Source organism: Arthrobacter oryzae (assembly GCF_030718995.1).
In the GTDB taxonomy this organism is placed as follows: Bacteria; Actinomycetota; Actinomycetes; order Actinomycetales; family Micrococcaceae; genus Arthrobacter; species Arthrobacter oryzae_C.
Window position 1 is genome coordinate 3,894,209 of record NZ_CP132204.1, and the last position, 13,951, is coordinate 3,908,159.

17 protein-coding genes are annotated in these 13,951 nt (G+C 65.7%); 7 read left to right on the top strand and 10 right to left on the bottom strand.

Going from position 1 to position 13,951, the window contains the following annotated elements; genetic code table 11:
- Positions 1-24: 24 nt before the first annotated feature.
- Positions 25-1,533 carry a CYTH and CHAD domain-containing protein gene (locus Q8Z05_RS17830; protein WP_305943614.1) on the bottom strand — a complete coding sequence of 503 codons (1,509 nt, stop codon included), beginning with the start codon at positions 1,531-1,533 and terminating at the stop codon, positions 25-27.
- Positions 1,534-1,547: 14 nt separating this feature from the next.
- The gene (locus Q8Z05_RS17835; protein ID WP_305940901.1) at positions 1,548-1,814 is read right to left on the bottom strand and encodes a hypothetical protein; all 267 of its coding nucleotides are present in this window, start codon (positions 1,812-1,814) and stop codon (positions 1,548-1,550) included.
- Positions 1,815-2,040: 226 nt separating this feature from the next.
- Between Q8Z05_RS17835 and Q8Z05_RS17840 the strand changes: the two genes are divergently transcribed.
- Together Q8Z05_RS17840 and Q8Z05_RS17845 are read left to right on the top strand one after the other, a co-directional pair.
- A complete protein-coding gene (locus tag Q8Z05_RS17840; protein WP_305940902.1) occupies positions 2,041-2,670 on the top strand; it encodes a GNAT family N-acetyltransferase in 630 nt (209 codons plus the stop codon).
- 117 nt (positions 2,671-2,787) lie between these two features.
- Positions 2,788-3,102 carry a hypothetical protein gene (locus Q8Z05_RS17845; protein WP_305940903.1) on the top strand — a complete coding sequence of 105 codons (315 nt, stop codon included), beginning with the start codon at positions 2,788-2,790 and terminating at the stop codon, positions 3,100-3,102.
- Between the two features lie 57 nt (positions 3,103-3,159).
- Here Q8Z05_RS17845 and arfB read toward each other — a convergent pair whose 3' ends face one another.
- The 5 genes from arfB to Q8Z05_RS17870 all read right to left on the bottom strand — a co-directional run bounded on the left by arfB (position 3,160) and on the right by Q8Z05_RS17870 (position 6,399).
- Complete coding sequence (arfB, locus tag Q8Z05_RS17850; RefSeq protein ID WP_305940904.1) at positions 3,160-3,582, bottom strand: alternative ribosome rescue aminoacyl-tRNA hydrolase ArfB; 423 nt, start codon at positions 3,580-3,582, stop codon at positions 3,160-3,162.
- A gap of 73 nt (positions 3,583-3,655) precedes the next feature.
- Positions 3,656-4,765 carry a cytochrome P450 gene (locus tag Q8Z05_RS17855; RefSeq protein WP_305940905.1) on the bottom strand — a complete coding sequence of 370 codons (1,110 nt, stop codon included), beginning with the start codon at positions 4,763-4,765 and terminating at the stop codon, positions 3,656-3,658.
- Between the two features lie 64 nt (positions 4,766-4,829).
- Entirely contained in the window at positions 4,830-5,084 is a 255-nt protein-coding gene (locus Q8Z05_RS17860) for a hypothetical protein (protein ID WP_305940906.1), read from the bottom strand.
- Between the two features lie 150 nt (positions 5,085-5,234).
- Positions 5,235-5,717 carry a hypothetical protein gene (locus Q8Z05_RS17865; protein WP_371745879.1) on the bottom strand — a complete coding sequence of 161 codons (483 nt, stop codon included), beginning with the start codon at positions 5,715-5,717 and terminating at the stop codon, positions 5,235-5,237.
- A gap of 13 nt (positions 5,718-5,730) precedes the next feature.
- Positions 5,731-6,399, bottom strand: coding sequence for a histidine phosphatase family protein (locus Q8Z05_RS17870; protein ID WP_305940907.1), 669 nt, complete (start codon positions 6,397-6,399; stop codon positions 5,731-5,733).
- A gap of 92 nt (positions 6,400-6,491) precedes the next feature.
- On the opposite strand from Q8Z05_RS17870, the gene Q8Z05_RS17875 reads away from it, so the two are divergent.
- The 4 genes from Q8Z05_RS17875 (at position 6,492) to Q8Z05_RS17890 (ending at position 10,803) form a co-directional block, all read left to right on the top strand.
- The gene (locus tag Q8Z05_RS17875) at positions 6,492-7,880 is read left to right on the top strand and encodes a sigma 54-interacting transcriptional regulator (protein WP_305940908.1); all 1,389 of its coding nucleotides are present in this window, start codon (positions 6,492-6,494) and stop codon (positions 7,878-7,880) included.
- 40 nt (positions 7,881-7,920) lie between these two features.
- Positions 7,921-9,924, top strand: a complete 2,004-nt coding sequence (locus Q8Z05_RS17880; protein ID WP_305940909.1) for a vWA domain-containing protein — start codon at positions 7,921-7,923, stop codon at positions 9,922-9,924.
- A gap of 70 nt (positions 9,925-9,994) precedes the next feature.
- Entirely contained in the window at positions 9,995-10,330 is a 336-nt protein-coding gene (locus Q8Z05_RS17885; RefSeq protein WP_371745880.1) for an antibiotic biosynthesis monooxygenase family protein, read from the top strand.
- A 131-nt stretch (positions 10,331-10,461) separates the two neighbouring features.
- Positions 10,462-10,803 carry a YciI family protein gene (locus tag Q8Z05_RS17890; RefSeq protein ID WP_305943615.1) on the top strand — a complete coding sequence of 114 codons (342 nt, stop codon included), beginning with the start codon at positions 10,462-10,464 and terminating at the stop codon, positions 10,801-10,803.
- 32 nt (positions 10,804-10,835) lie between these two features.
- On the opposite strand, the gene Q8Z05_RS17895 is transcribed toward Q8Z05_RS17890, so the two are convergent.
- The 3 genes from Q8Z05_RS17895 to Q8Z05_RS17905 all read right to left on the bottom strand — a co-directional run bounded on the left by Q8Z05_RS17895 (position 10,836) and on the right by Q8Z05_RS17905 (position 13,026).
- Entirely contained in the window at positions 10,836-11,363 is a 528-nt protein-coding gene (locus Q8Z05_RS17895) for a DUF427 domain-containing protein (protein ID WP_305940911.1), read from the bottom strand.
- Between the two features lie 46 nt (positions 11,364-11,409).
- The gene (locus Q8Z05_RS17900) at positions 11,410-12,228 is read right to left on the bottom strand and encodes a DUF6226 family protein (protein WP_305940912.1); all 819 of its coding nucleotides are present in this window, start codon (positions 12,226-12,228) and stop codon (positions 11,410-11,412) included.
- Between the two features lie 360 nt (positions 12,229-12,588).
- Positions 12,589-13,026, bottom strand: coding sequence for a VOC family protein (locus Q8Z05_RS17905; RefSeq protein ID WP_305940913.1), 438 nt, complete (start codon positions 13,024-13,026; stop codon positions 12,589-12,591).
- A 530-nt stretch (positions 13,027-13,556) separates the two neighbouring features.
- On the opposite strand from Q8Z05_RS17905, the gene Q8Z05_RS17910 reads away from it, so the two are divergent.
- Positions 13,557-13,904, top strand: a complete 348-nt coding sequence (locus tag Q8Z05_RS17910) for a hypothetical protein (RefSeq protein ID WP_305940914.1) — start codon at positions 13,557-13,559, stop codon at positions 13,902-13,904.
- The last annotated feature ends 47 nt before the right edge of the window (positions 13,905-13,951 follow it).

Here is a 13,951-nt window from a genome sequence, read left to right on the forward strand (position 1 = left end):
GTCCATCACTTCGTAAGGCCTTCGTCAGTGGCGCAGCCGGATCTTGAGTGAGTTCTTTGCGGCAGCCTTCCGGTACGCGGCCTGGGTGTCGCGGGCGATGTCCTCTTCGATCTTCAGCAGCCGGGTGTAGGTGCGCGCCGCTTCCGGGGGCAGCCCCGGCTCCGAGGCCAGCCGGGTCAGGAGTCCGCGGGCCAGGACGCTGTCCTGGTGGTCGCCCAGGATCTGCTGAAGCCGTTTGGCCGCCTTGGCGAGTTTGCGGGCGCGTTTTCCGTGGATTTCCTCGACGGACTCGGCCGCGTGCCGCACTCTTTTGGCGTCCTTGCGGACCTGGTGCAGCGCGGCATCGCGGCCACCGGACTTGGCTTGTTTGGCAGTCTTGCGGGCACGCCTGAGGCGTTTGCCCGCCTTGTCGACCAGCGGGGCCGTTGTGGTGCCCGCGGGCCGGGAGGCGCGGGGAGTGGTTGGCGGATGGTCGCGGAAGTTCTCCAGATCCGTCAGGAGTTGGTGGTAGCGGCCGGAGTCCAGCGCGCTGAGGGTTTCCCTGAATCCGGTGTTGTAGGTGGTTTCGAGCTCATGCTCGATCGTTGCCTCGACGGGTCCGGTGCCGGACTGCCCCGGCAAGTCGTTCAAATGCTGACGGAGGCGTTCACGCATGACTTCGGCGTCCCGTGCTTTGCCGAGAATCCGGGCAAGCCACTTCAGTTCACCCGCAAGCTTCTTGACGGTGGATTTGTCGAAGAGCGGACGGTAGGTGGCCAGGGCGGAGCGGGCACGCCGGGTCGCGGACCTCATCTGGTGGACGGCGTCCGGTGCTTCCACGCGCACACCGGGGTCGTGAGTGAAGAGTTCAGTGATCTGTGCGCCGAGATAGGCGGATACGACGTCGGCCGCGGGTCCCTTGTTCCGCGGTTCCCGCGTGCAGGCCACCCGTTCCGGCGGCCAGGCATCCCCGAGAGCCCGCGCCAGTTTGGAGGGATGGCCCGAGCGGACCGCACCGGTTGAGGTAAGGACTTCCTCGGCGTCTGCGAAGAGGCGCTCCGTGCCGTGGACGAGTTCGACCTCCCATTCGCGCCAATCCTGCACCGTCTGGGCCGGATGCAGGGTCTCAGCGTGGACCATGTCGTCGGCAAGGTCGGCAAGGTGTTCGCCTGCCGGACCGTAGAGCCTGTGCGTGGTGCGCCCCGTGCTTAGCCGGGCGACGGGCACAAGTTTTTCTCCCCGGGTGTACACGTGCACGTGGCGGCCCAGTTCCTCCGGCACGGTGTCCGGTTGTCCGAGCGGGGCGTGAAGTTCCTGCCGCTGGTTGCCGCCGGCGGGGAGTTTGAGGTGCCACCCGTGGTCGTTGCCGCCGGTACGGCGGCGCAAAGTGATGCGCCGGGCAGCCAATGCAAGGGTGGGGGTGTCGAAGTACACCGCCTCAAGGCGATCCGTGACCGGTTCCGCGACGCGTCCCACACCGGGGACCTGCATCAGCTCCGGAAGCGCTGTGGAGGCATCGACGTCGTACTTCTGTTCGGTTTCGAGGCTCTCCATGGACGGCACGGCGGTCAGGCGTCCGCGCCGGCGGCGCCTTCAACCGTCAAGGGGGCAAAGATCGCTGCGACGACGTCGTCGCGGAGGAAGTACTGGCGTCGCTCCAGGGGTACCAGGCTGCCGCGGACTACGTAGTAGCCGCGGCCCTCGCCGGGGCCGCCGGCAGCAGTGTCGATGGCATCAAGCATCTCCGGGGCCAGGACCTGGTCCGGGCCCCGCTCCTGCAGCGCAGTCAGGTCTTCGGGCCGGAGGGAGCTGACGAGCCCCTGAATATCTGTCATTGTCCGTATCCTTGCCGGCACCGCTGGAATGACATTTGTTCCCCCCGCGGGCGATCCCGGGGTGCCATGGCCGGTTGCGTCCACCCCGATTGTAGGACCCGTCGTAGCGCGGGGCCAGACCTTGAATTCGGACAGGAAAAGTGACTTCAACTGATCGCTTCGCGTTTACCCTGCGTTAGTGGTGGTCCCGGATGCTGTCCGGACGATCCCGCAAGGAAAGGTCACCATGACACTTCGCCTTCCCCGCGCCCTGCCGACGCTCCACACGGCCACAGGCCGCTTTGTCCTGTCGCCGTTCAGTCCGGACGACGTCGAGCCGCTGGCGCACCTCCTGGCCAATGACGACATCTGGGCCACGGGGTTCGGTGACGGGCACCACCGGCCAGGTACGCACGAGGAATTGGTCCGCTTCATCGACCGGCGCCATGAAGGTCTCCGGATCTTCGCGGTGCACTATACGGGCTTGCCAGGCGGACCGTTGTTCGTTGGCACCACTGGTATTACGGAGTCGCACACACCGACACAGCGCGTGAAAATCGGCCGGACCCTCATCAGCCCGGCCTTCTGGGGAATGAAGGCAAACCATGAGGTGAAGCTGGCCCTGCTGGACTGGGTGTTTGCCCGCGGAGCAGGGCGCGTTGAATGCGATGTGGATCCGCGAAACCGCAGGTCACTGTCGTCCCTCAAACGGTTCGGGTTCACTGTTGAGGGCACCCGCCGGCGTTCTTCGCGGCGGAACGACGGATCATGGCGGGACATCGTCGTGCTGTCATTGCTGACGGAAGAGTGGCCTGCGACCAGGGAACGGGCTCTACGTGCCCTGGCAGATGTGGGCAATTTCCCGATGTGCCTCTGAAGCCGCCGAAGAAGGCATGCGCCTGGTTCGAGGTGAAGGGGGCATTCCGCCCCTAGCCCGGAGGAGGCACCCGGTCGACGATTGAATGAGACGACATGCGCGATGGGAGGTGCCGTCATGCAGTGGGATCTGGGACTTCAGGGTCTGGCGGTGCTGGGAGCGATGTCCGTTGGGCTCGGCATAGTCGCGGGGTTGACTGTGGGCGGGGGCGTGGGACGCCGGCTGTGGTCCATCGTGATCGCGGCCGTAGCGTGCTTCGGCGTCGGGCTGTTCACCAGCGAGGTGTGGTTCGGCTGGGCCACCGAGGCGGAGCTCCAGCCGAACATCGACGGGCTCTCGTTCGACGAAGTGCTCCTGTCCGGTGTGGTGACGACTGCCGTTGTCATCGTGGCCGCGCGGCTCCTGGCGCGCCGGGAGAGTTTTCGCGCCTAGATCCTTGTCCAAGGCTTCGAAGGCAGGGTCCAGGCCACCCTTCGGCCCGCGTCGGAGCTATTCGGCGGACGGCCGCTGGCGTTGCCTTTTGGTAGCCGACCGCTGCTGCTTTGTGGCGAGGCGACGCCGTTCCGACCCTCGGGTGGGCTTCGTCGGACGGCGGGGAGCCGCATCGGGAGCAAGGCCCTCGGAGACGAGTTCAGCCAGTTTGGCCAGCGCGGTCTGTCGATTGCGGAGCTGTGATCGACGCTCGGCGGCAGTCACGGTGATCACCCCGGAGCTTAGGCGACGTCCGAGCCGGGCGACGAGCATCGCCCGCTGGCCGTCCGAGAGCACAGCCGACTCGGCGACGTTCCAGGAGAGCTCGGCACGGCTGTCCGAGGTGTTCACGTGCTGGCCGCCCGGCCCGGATGAACGCGAGAACCTCCAGCTGAGTTCCGACGACGGGATCGTGAGCGCGGGGGTGACCTCCAGATCCATGCAACAAGTGTTGCATGGATGCTCCCTGCCGGTGCCTGACGGACTGGCACGGACGGCTCCTGCGCCTTGTTGCTCAGGCTGCCTGCCAGCCGGCGGGAAGCGTCTTCAGCCCGTAGACGATGGTGCTGTCCATCCGTTCCAGGCGCGCTCCCGGGGCGAGGGCCAGTCCGGGCAGCCGGGACAGCATGGCGGACAGTGCGATCCTTGCTTCCAGTCGTGCCAGCGGCGCTCCGAGGCAGAAGTGAATGCCGTGGCCGAAGGCCAGGTGCCGGTTCTGGCTCCGGTCGACGTCGAACTGCGCCGGGCGCTCAAATTGCCGTTCGTCGCGGTTCGCGGAGCCGATCCACGCGACCAGCGGGGCGCCGGCCGGAATCCGGACGTCGCCCAGGGTGGTGTCAGCTACGGTCACCCGGTACATGGACTGCACGGGGGACCGGAAGCGGAGCACCTCTTCGATGGCCCGGGGAAGCAGGGCCGGCTCCTGCCGTAACCGCTCGATGGTGCCGGGCACTTCAGTCAGGCAAAGAACCGCGTTGCCAATCAGGTTGGTGGTCGTTTCATTGCCAGCCACGAGAAGCAGGCTGCAGAAACCCAGCAGCTCGGCCACACTGAGCTTCTGCCCGTCAATCTCGGCCGAGAGCAGGTTGCTGATCAGGTCGTTGCCGGGCCGGCTCCGGCGCTGCTCGATCAGGTTCAGGAAATACTCGGTCATCTCCACGTTGGTGACGTGCTGGTCCTCATTCACCGCACCGGCCCGCGTTTGGCTGACGACGACGTCGGACCAGTGCTTGAAGCGGTCGCGGTCTTCAGCGGGTACCCCCATGAGTTCCGAGATCACGATGACAGGCAGCGGATACGCCAACTCCTGGATCAGGTCTGCCGATCCCAGGGCAGCGATCCCGTCCAGGAGTTCGTCCGTGAGCCGGGAGATGCGGGGAGCGAGAGCATCCACGGCTTTTGGCGTGAACGCCTGGGTCACCAGGGAACGCAGCTGCCGGTGCCGCGGGGGATCGGCCGTGATCAGGCTGGACGCGAACAACTGCCCCGTCTCGGACGGGTCGTCACCGCCCATCCGCGAGGAGAACCTGGCATATTCGGACAATACCCGCTGCACATCGTCATACCGGAAGACATGCCAGCTGCCGGATTGGTCGTCATGAAAGACGGGTGCGGCCTGCCTCATTCTCTCGTAATGGGGAAAAGGATCCAGCGGATGCTCATCGGCCGCCGCGAAGTCCATGGCTGTGTCAGGCAGTCGCCGGGTAGCTGGAGAGGATGTAGTCCGCCGCGGCAGGTCCTTTCATCCGCCGCCGGGAGTTGCGCAGGTCGATGCCGCAGCGCTCCATGGCAGCCCGGAAGGCGATGTCGTCCACCGGAGCGATGCTGTGAAGCAGGCACCAGCTCGTGTACAGGCCATAGAGACAGTCCGGTCCCAGGGGACAATGTGTGTCATCCGGAGCAGTGGCGTCGAGAAGGAATCGTTCGAAATGCGAGATGGCCATCAGGGCTCTTTTCCGCGGGTGCAACATGGCGCCACCGTTCGGCTACAGCGGCTCTCCTTGCGGCCGTGCACCCGGCGGCAAGGGGTCCCCACCTTGGAAAGGTGATTAGGGCTGTTACGAATCTACGGAATTCCGACGCGCCTGTCTAGACTACGAGCCGGTCCGGAGGGAGCCTGGGACTATCCCGCGATGTAACCTACACGAGCGGCCACGGGTACCGTGTCCCGGTGCGGTCAACCGCAGCACACCGTCGCGCAGCAAACGCTGCACCCGGCGCTGCAATGCGGTGACCTCCTCGTCGTCGAGGAGTCCGGCCACGCATGCCGGTACGGTTTCCGCGAGCGGGGTGATGTCCTTGAGCAGGGCGCGGGTGGAATCCTCGCGTATTACCGTGGGCGGCACGATATTCCACCTCAGGTGTTCGCTCAGCAGGTAGGCCGCGCGTTCCCGCCGGTACAACCCGGGCTCGAAGTCGTGCAGCGGCCGTTCCCCCGCCTCGGGCTTGTATACGGCACATGCCGAATCTTCAGCGGAGGAAACCCGGACGAGGAACGTCTCGTTGCTGCTGCGCAGCATGCGTCCAAGCAACTCAATGCGGCCCTCGGCGAGCAGTGTCAGCTCCCGGCCGGACACCGGCTGTCCCCTGTCACAACGCCCTCAGGCCGCTCAAGGGTTCCGACGACGAGTTCACCATGAGTACGGCCGGCGCCTGACCCTCAACGAATGAGACAACCGAGACCGACCCCGGGCTGATGACTATCCGCTGGAAGAGGTCCAGCGGCGTACCCAGGGCGTGGGCCACGGCGGCCTTGATCGGGTCGGCGTGGGAGAAGCACACGACGACGCCCCCGGCGTGCGCGGCGCACAGCACCTCGAGCGCGGCGACAATCCGCTCTTGCATCTCGGTGAAGCTCTCCCCGTCCGGGAAGCGGAACGCAGACGGGCTGCGCTGCACGGTCTGCCACTCGGGCAGGCCGGTCAGGCCGGCGAGCGCAGCGCCGGTCCACCCGCCGAAATCGCATTCGATCAGCCCGGCGTTGTCGTTCACCTCGAGCCCGGTGCGCGCTCCGGTGGGCTCTGCAGTCTCCCGGGCGCGCTCCAGCGGCGAGGAGTAGAGGCCGTCAATGGGAAGTCCCGTGAGCCGCTCGGCGACCCGTTCCGCCTGGACCCGGCCCCGGTCGGACAGGTGGAGTCCGGGGGCGCGTCCGGGCAGCACGGTTCCCGTGGTGGGCGTTTCCCCGTGGCGCACCAGCAGGAGCAGGGTGCCCTGCGATGTCGAAGGCGGTGTCGATTCCGACGGCGTTGCTGCAGTCATCAGGACCAAGCGTAGGCCGTTCCTCGGGTCCGCGCTCGGGAACTTCAGAAATTCCCTCGATTCCCCCCGTATTCGAGGTCTACCGTAGAGAGGTGAGTGATCGTCCCGATATCTTCACCGTAGGTGAATTGCGTGCCTCCGGCCACGTCCACAAGGACCTGCGCCACGAAATCCGTGACAACCTGCTCGCCGCGCTCGCGGCCGCCCGTGATCCGTGGCCCGGGATGTACGGTTTCAGCAGGACGGTCCTTCCCCAGCTGGAGCGTGCCCTGATTGCCGGCCACGACGTCGTCCTGCTCGGTGAGCGGGGACAGGGCAAGACGCGCCTCCTCCGCACCTTGGCGGGGCTGCTGGACGAGTGGTCTCCGGTGATCGAGGACTCGGAACTGAACGAACACCCTTATGAACCCATCACGGAGCACTCGCGCGCCCGGGCACTCACCGAAGGCGACCGGCTGCGGGTGGCGTGGCGACACCGCTCGGAACGCTACGTCGAGAAGCTCGCGACGCCGGATACCTCCGTTGCCGACCTCATCGGCGACGTCGACCCGATGCGCGTAGCGGAAGGCCGCCGGCTCGGGGACCCGGAAACCATCCACTACGGCCTCGTTCCGCGCTCCAACCGCGGCATCATCGCCATCAACGAACTCCCGGACCTGGCTGAGCGGATCCAGGTGGCGATGCTTAACGTGATGGAGGAGCGGGACATCCAGATCCGCGGCTACGTGCTGCGGCTGCCGCTGGACGTGCTCGTCGTCGCCTCCGCCAACCCGGAGGACTACACCAACCGTGGCCGGATCATCACACCGCTGAAGGACCGCTTTGGCGCCGAGATCCGCACGCACTACCCGATAGAGCTGGACGACGAAGTGGCCGTCATTCGGCAGGAGGGGCGGCTGGTGGCCGACGTCCCGCCCGTCATCCTGGAAATTCTGGCACGGTACACCCGGGCGCTGCGGCTGTCCCCGGCCATCAACCAGACCTCCGGGGTTTCCGCGCGGTTCGCCATCGCGGGCGCCGAGACTGTGGCCGCTGCCGCGCTGCGCCGGGCCAGCGTGCGCGGGGAGGATGAGGCAGTGGCCCGGATTGTCGACCTGGAGGCGGCGGTTGAAGTTCTCACGGGCAAAATTGAGTTTGAATCCGGTGAGGAGGGGCGTGAGCAGGCTGTCCTCGACCATCTCCTGCGGACTGCGACGGCTGAAGCCGTGCGGGCGCACTTCCATGGCATCGACCTCGGCCCGCTCGTGGCCGCGCTTGACGGTCACACTACCGTGACTACCGGGGAGCAGATCACCGCCCGGGAGTTCCTCGAGAACCTTCCGTCCCTTGACGGGTCGAGCCTCTATGACGAGATCAGCGGGCGCCTGGGGGCCAAGAACGACGGGCAGCGGGCCGCGGCCATCGAACTTGCGTTGGAAGGCCTCTTCCTCGCACGGCGGATCGCCAAGGAGTCCGACGACGAGGAAACGGTTTACGGCTAGCAATGGCCCCAGGCTGACACAGGATAGGGAAGGCAGCACCATGACCGCACACAACCGGTCCCGGTACAGCCGGTACCGGGGAGGGCCGGATCCGCTCGCCCCGCCGGTGGACCTGGCGGAGGCGCTGGACGCCGTCGCCGAGGACGTCATGGCCGGATACTCGCCCCGGCACGCCCTGCAGGAATACCTGCGGCGTGGCGGCCGCAACCGGGAAGGGCTCGACGACCTCGCCGGCCGCGTCCAGCAGCGGCGCAAGGACCTGCTGGGCCGGCACAAACTGGACGGCACCCTCAACGAGGTCCAAAAACTGCTGGACACCGCAGTGCTGGAGGAGCGCAAGCAGCTCGCCCGCGACGCCATGATAGACAACACCGACCGCGCATTCCGGGAAATGCAACTGCAGAACCTGCCCCGGTCCACGGCGGCGGCTGTCAATGAACTGGCGTCCTATGACTGGCAGTCGAGCACGGCGCGGGAGGCCTACGAGCGGATCAAGGACCTGCTGGGCCGCGAGGTGCTGGACCAGCGTTTCGCCGGGATGAAGGAGGCCCTCGAGGGTGCCACGGAGGAGGACCGCGCGGCCGTGGCCGAGATGCTGCAGGACCTCAACGGGCTGCTCGACAAACACCGGCGCGGCGAGGACACCGACGCGGACTTCCAGGAGTTCATGGCGAAGCACGGCCAGTTCTTCCCGGAGAACCCGCAGTCGGTCGAGGAGCTGATCGACGCGCTCGCGCAGCGCGCGGCCGCCGCCCAGCGGCTCCTGCAGTCCATGTCCGCCGAGCAGCGCGAGGAGCTGATGCGGCTCTCCGCGCAGGCGTTCGGCTCGCCCGAGCTTATGGCACAGCTGGGCCAACTCGACGCCAACCTTCAGGCCTTGCGACCCGGCGAGGACTGGAGCGGTTCCGAACGCTTCGAGGGCGAGGAAGGGCTGGGGCTCGGCGACGGCACCGGCGTGCTGCAGGACCTCGCCGAACTGGACGAGCTCGCTGAACAGTTCTCCCAGTCCTACAACGGCTCGCGTCTGGACGACCTGGATCTGGACGCCCTCGCCCGCCAGCTGGGACAGGATGCCGCGGTGTCGGCCCGGACCCTGGCGGAAATCGAGCGGGCCATGCACGACGGCGGCTTCCTGCAGCGCGGTGCCGACGGCGACCTCCGGCTCTCCCCGCAGGCCATGCGGCGGCTCGGCAGGTCGCTGCTGCGGGACACCGCCAGGCAGCTTTCCGGCCGGCAGGGCCGCCGGGACACGCGCGTTGCCGGGGCGGCGGGGGAGCAGACCGGCTCCAGCCGGCCGTGGGAGTTCGGCGACGCCGAACCGTGGGACGTCACTCGGACCATCACCAACGCCATCCGCCGCACAATCGGCAACGGCGGCGACCCCGGCCGCGGACTGCGCCTCGCCGTGGACGACATCGAGGTGACGGAGACGGAAGCCCGCACGCAGGCCGCCGTCGCCCTGCTGGTGGACGTCTCCTTCTCGATGGCCGCCGAGGGACGCTGGGTGCCGATGAAACGCACCGCGCTCGCCCTGCACCACCTCGTCACCACCAAGTTCCGCGGCGACCGGCTGCAGCTGATCTCGTTCGGCCGCTACGCGCAGTCTATGGACATTGGCCAGCTCATCGCCCTGGCGTCCCGGCGGGAACAGGGAACCAATCTGCATCACGGTCTGCTGCTGGCCGGCCGGTTCTTTCGCCGCCACCCCTCGATGCAGCACGTCCTCCTCGTGGTGACCGACGGCGAACCTACCGCGCATTTGTTGCCGGACGGGGACTCGTGGTTCGACTACCCGCCGGACCCGGAGACCATCCGTGTCACGGTTGCGGAGCTCGATCGCCTTGGCCGCGCAGGCGCGCAAGCCACGTTCTTCCGGCTTGGGGATGATCCGGGGCTGGAGCGGTTTGTTCAGCGGATGGCCCGCAGGGTCGACGGCCGCGTGGTTGCGCCTGAGGCCGGGGACCTCGGGGCCGCAGTGGTGGGGGAATACCTTCGCGCTCACTTCCGCGGCCGCCCCTACGACGACGCCGACTGGGCTTCGTAGCGGGGCGGAGGACGGCCAGGAAGCGCAACTAACGATCAGCCGCGTCAGCGCGGGCCCTGACGGATAATTGATGCGACCTGGCCAGGTGCGGAATTCCCTATGTGAGACTGGTCTGGTGATTACAGAACATGCCGTCTTGCCAGTCATTCCGGGCCAAGAACAGGACTTCGAGCGGGCGTTTAGTCAGGCGAGGCCAATAATTGCCTCGATGCCTGGCTTCCGAAAACTATCGTTGTCGCGTTCGATCGAGTCGCCGGGTACTTATCTGCTGCTTGTTGAATGGGATCGGCTCGAAGACCATACCGTTGGATTCCGACAGTCAGCGCAATACGGGAACTGGCGCGCATTACTGCACCACTTCTACGCTCCCTTCCCTGTCGTGGAGCACTACACGCAAGTCCTCTAAGCGGTCGAGATGTGGCGGATCACGGACCGCTTCGCGCGATGGAGGCCGTGGGCCCGCTGAGTCAGATGCGCAGCTCAACCGCATCTGCGAGGATAGTCCGGTCCCTGCAGTGCGAAGAAGGAGTCGACGCGATGACGAAGTACCTGATCTCGTTCCCGAGTGCAGCAATGGTCTTTCCCGACGAGGACCTGCAGGCAGTTTCGGATGCGTCGCACGCGGTCGTGCAGGAGGCGAAGGACGCCGGCGTCTGGGTGTTCGGCGGCGGCATCGACGAGAGCATCCCGCCCGTCATGGTCGACGGCGACGGGACCGTGAGCGAGGGCACCTACCCGCAGACGGCGCAACTCGAAGGCGGCTACTCCGTGCTGGAGCTGCCCTCGTACGATGCGGCACTGGAATGGGCAGCGAAGATCGCGGCTGCCTGCCGATGCGCGCAGGAGGTGCGCGCGTTCCAGTACGACCCCGCCAGCTGACGGCCCTCCACGTTCCTCTGCATCACGTGCGCTCACCACCCGGCCGTGCCCGGGCCACCCTTGAACGGGCCAACGATCTTCGTGGTGATCCAGCCGCCGTAAAAGTTACCTTCCTGGAAGGTGACCCGCTCGCCGTCGACCTCGCAGGAATCCATCGGACCCGGGTAGAGGGCCACTCGGGTGCTGAGGGCCTCGAAACCCCGGGCCGGTTCCGGGTAGGTCCACCCGCCACGGGGAACGAGGACTCCGCCGGCAACGACGTCGAAGTAGTGCGCTTCTCCCTTGAACTCGCAGAAGCTGGTGCCCTCGACCGGGACCAGTACACCTGCAGGGAATGCGTCCAGCGGCAGATAGTAGACAGGCGGATGACTCGTCTCCAGGACTCGCACTGCATCGGTGGTGTCGGCAATCACCTGCCCGCCTAGGCGCACAATAATACGTTCCGATCGCGGCTCCACCCTCGGCGGCCGCGGGTAGTCCCACACCGATTCTTGACCAGCCTTGGGTTTGATGGGCTTGGGACGCCGCACGAAGCCGGGAAATCCGTGAGCAGGAGTCATGTCCCCATGGTGCCATCTTTCCCGGGCATGCCGCCTGATACCAGGTTCAGCTTCCGCGCAGCGGCCAGGGACGCCACGCGACGGGTATATCGCGTAGCCGGACCTCCGCGTCGTCGAGTCGGTAGGATGCGACAGGGACAGGTTCACCTTTTCCACTTTCAGAGCCGGATCCGTCGTACGCTGTCAGCGCGTATTCACTCCACCGCTGGCTGCCCACGGGGTAGCGTTCGCGGTAGCCGCCAGCCGCGACGGTGAGCACCAGCCGCTCCATCCGGTCTGCCGTTGTCTCAGCCGTTTCGTCACATGCATCGCAGCCGCACACGGGAAATGGAAAGTCGTGCAGCACTCCGGCGTGCACTAAGACGCCCGGATACCCGGTCAGCACAAACGTCAGGGACGCTGCCCCGGACCGCCGCGGCGTGACCTTTACCGCCTGCAGCACGTCTCTGGCCTCTGTTAACAGAGCCGCGGCGTGCGCCGGGCTTTCGTGGACTTCCACGTCGTACACGGCAGCCAAGTAATCGAGGAGAGCAAGGGCCACCCTGTGAAGGCCGGCAAATCGCTCCGGGTGGCTGTCGATGCCATAGGAATCCGGGTCCGGGCCGCCATCGCCCCATTGCTGACCGTAGGGAATGGGTTTCCCTTCATCGGAGTAGTACGTGACCGCGGGAAGGGGCGGCCGGACGTAGCGCGGGTGTTCTGCAGGCGGTGAAACCGGGAGAGGAAGCCCTGGCGGGGACTCGTCCGGCTTTTCCTGGGCCCAGTCTGCCAACACATCAATGAGCGCCTGCACCGCGGCTTCGTCTGCGCTGCGCAGGCCGTCGAGCAGGCGATCGACCTCGAACTGCTTCTTCCTGTTTCCCACCGTAGGAGAGCCGCCTTCGTAGGCGGTCCACCGTGAGTCTGGCCTCAGCCGGGCAATAGTGTTCCCGGCAAATATGGCTGCAGCAGACCTGAGCATGCTGTCCTGCTCCAATTCGGACCCGTAAGTCCGAAGAAACCAAAACAGTCGGCCAGGGTCATCGGCCAGTTCTTCGGCCCGCACTCCGTGCCCGGCACAAAATCTCATGAACAGGACATAACCTCCAACATGCTTGACCTGCGGCTCAGGGCCCGATCTTGGCATATACAGCCCGGTGCGGCGGGCCATTGGAACGGGCAGTCCAGTTGGCTCCCCCTCGAACAAGTCTTCTGCCGATCCCATGCCGCGATCCTAGTCCGGGTGTCAGTCTCGCTTCAGTTTCTGGGCGAGCATCACGAGGATTCCGCTGGGACCGCGGAGGTAGGTGAGTTTATATTCGTCGCCGTAGGTCGCCACGCCGCGTAGCGGATGGCATCCGTGCTTCGCGGCTACCTCTAGGGCTTTGTCGATGTCGTCGACCGAGAAGGCCACGCGGTGCATGCCGATATCGTTGGGACGTGTTGGGCTGGACTCGATCGCTTTGGGGTGGATGTATTCGAAGAGCTCAAGTCGACCATGGCCGTCCGGTGTCTGGAGCATCGCAATCTTGGCATGGTTGCCGTCAAGGCCGACAGCAGTGTCGGTCCACTCGCCGCTGACCGTGTCACGGCCGACGACCGTGAGCCCGAGGTCGGCGAAAAAGTCGATGGTTGCTTCGAGATCGCGAACGGCGATACCGACGTTCTCAAGTTTGATGGCCATGCGTTGAAGCTACCAAGGCGGACCCATTAGCTCCAGTGGCAGCACTGGACGCGACTGAACAAGCACCGGGAAGGCACAGAGCTTTTCTTGGGCGAAGCCGAACCCTGACCGGGCTGAAAGTTGGCCTCTTCAGAGCCTCCCTTCCAAGGTGGGAAAGAATAGGCGGTCCGAAAGATTGCAACCTAATCGGGCATTATTCATCGCATCAAAAAATGCCAAAACCCATCTTCGGCGAATGGCGCGCTCCCCGCACCCGGGCTGGCATCTTCCGGTGAGGAGCGGGCCGTTCTAGCTCCGCGGTGGTTTCTCGGACAACGATATGGGGACGAGTATCTGAATGAATATGAAGCCAGCGCCTACCGAACCATAATGATGAAATGAAGCTCTGTTCCCAGGTTTCTTTTCCCCGCCACAGCAAGCGATTTGCGGTGTCTGTTGCGGCCTGTTCCGGTATGGTGATCACTTTTTTGTCAGGTTGCATTGTGTCTTCGGGGGACGGATACCCGCCTTGTATGCCGTCGGCTTTCTCAGTGAACCCGCCGAGCGCGACACCCGGCGGCATGGTGACGGTCCAAGCATCGGACGCCGGCTGTGATCCCCGCTATGGGGAGAACGCCCGCATCCAGGTCACCGTAACCGATGCGGCCGGCACGAAGGTCATCAACACAACTGCCCCGATGAATGACGCAGGCGGTTTCACCTACACCTTTGAGGTTCCATCCCAGGTGGCCATAGGAGACGCGACAGTTGAGGCTACACCGTACGGCATTGATTGGTGCGATGACACTGGCAGGAACAACCGCGCCGCCGGGCCAGACGCCACCATAGTGCGGGTGTCGTGTGCCGCACGAATTGAGCCGCTAAGCATCACCCGCTAGAGGCTCCGGCAGTCCAATCAAGCTATTCGAACCTCATCAACAGCCGA

Coding starts and splice junctions, on each gene's coding strand:
- Q8Z05_RS17890 (WP_305943615.1), top strand. CDS start 10,462: ATGACGAAGTACCTGATCTCGTTCCCGAGTGCAGCAATGGTCTTTCCC.
- Q8Z05_RS17830 (WP_305943614.1), bottom strand. CDS start 1,533: ATGGAGAGCCTCGAAACCGAACAGAAGTACGACGTCGATGCCTCCACA.
- Q8Z05_RS17835 (WP_305940901.1), bottom strand. CDS start 1,814: ATGACAGATATTCAGGGGCTCGTCAGCTCCCTCCGGCCCGAAGACCTG.
- Q8Z05_RS17860 (WP_305940906.1), bottom strand. CDS start 5,084: ATGGCCATCTCGCATTTCGAACGATTCCTTCTCGACGCCACTGCTCCG.
- Q8Z05_RS17880 (WP_305940909.1), top strand. CDS start 7,921: ATGACCGCACACAACCGGTCCCGGTACAGCCGGTACCGGGGAGGGCCG.
- Q8Z05_RS17905 (WP_305940913.1), bottom strand. CDS start 13,026: ATGGCCATCAAACTTGAGAACGTCGGTATCGCCGTTCGCGATCTCGAA.
- Q8Z05_RS17855 (WP_305940905.1), bottom strand. CDS start 4,765: ATGAGGCAGGCCGCACCCGTCTTTCATGACGACCAATCCGGCAGCTGG.
- Q8Z05_RS17870 (WP_305940907.1), bottom strand. CDS start 6,399: ATGACTGCAGCAACGCCGTCGGAATCGACACCGCCTTCGACATCGCAG.
- Q8Z05_RS17885 (WP_371745880.1), top strand. CDS start 9,995: ATGCGACCTGGCCAGGTGCGGAATTCCCTATGTGAGACTGGTCTGGTG.
- Q8Z05_RS17845 (WP_305940903.1), top strand. CDS start 2,788: ATGCAGTGGGATCTGGGACTTCAGGGTCTGGCGGTGCTGGGAGCGATG.
- Q8Z05_RS17840 (WP_305940902.1), top strand. CDS start 2,041: ATGACACTTCGCCTTCCCCGCGCCCTGCCGACGCTCCACACGGCCACA.
- arfB (WP_305940904.1), bottom strand. CDS start 3,582: ATGGATCTGGAGGTCACCCCCGCGCTCACGATCCCGTCGTCGGAACTC.
- Q8Z05_RS17895 (WP_305940911.1), bottom strand. CDS start 11,363: ATGACTCCTGCTCACGGATTTCCCGGCTTCGTGCGGCGTCCCAAGCCC.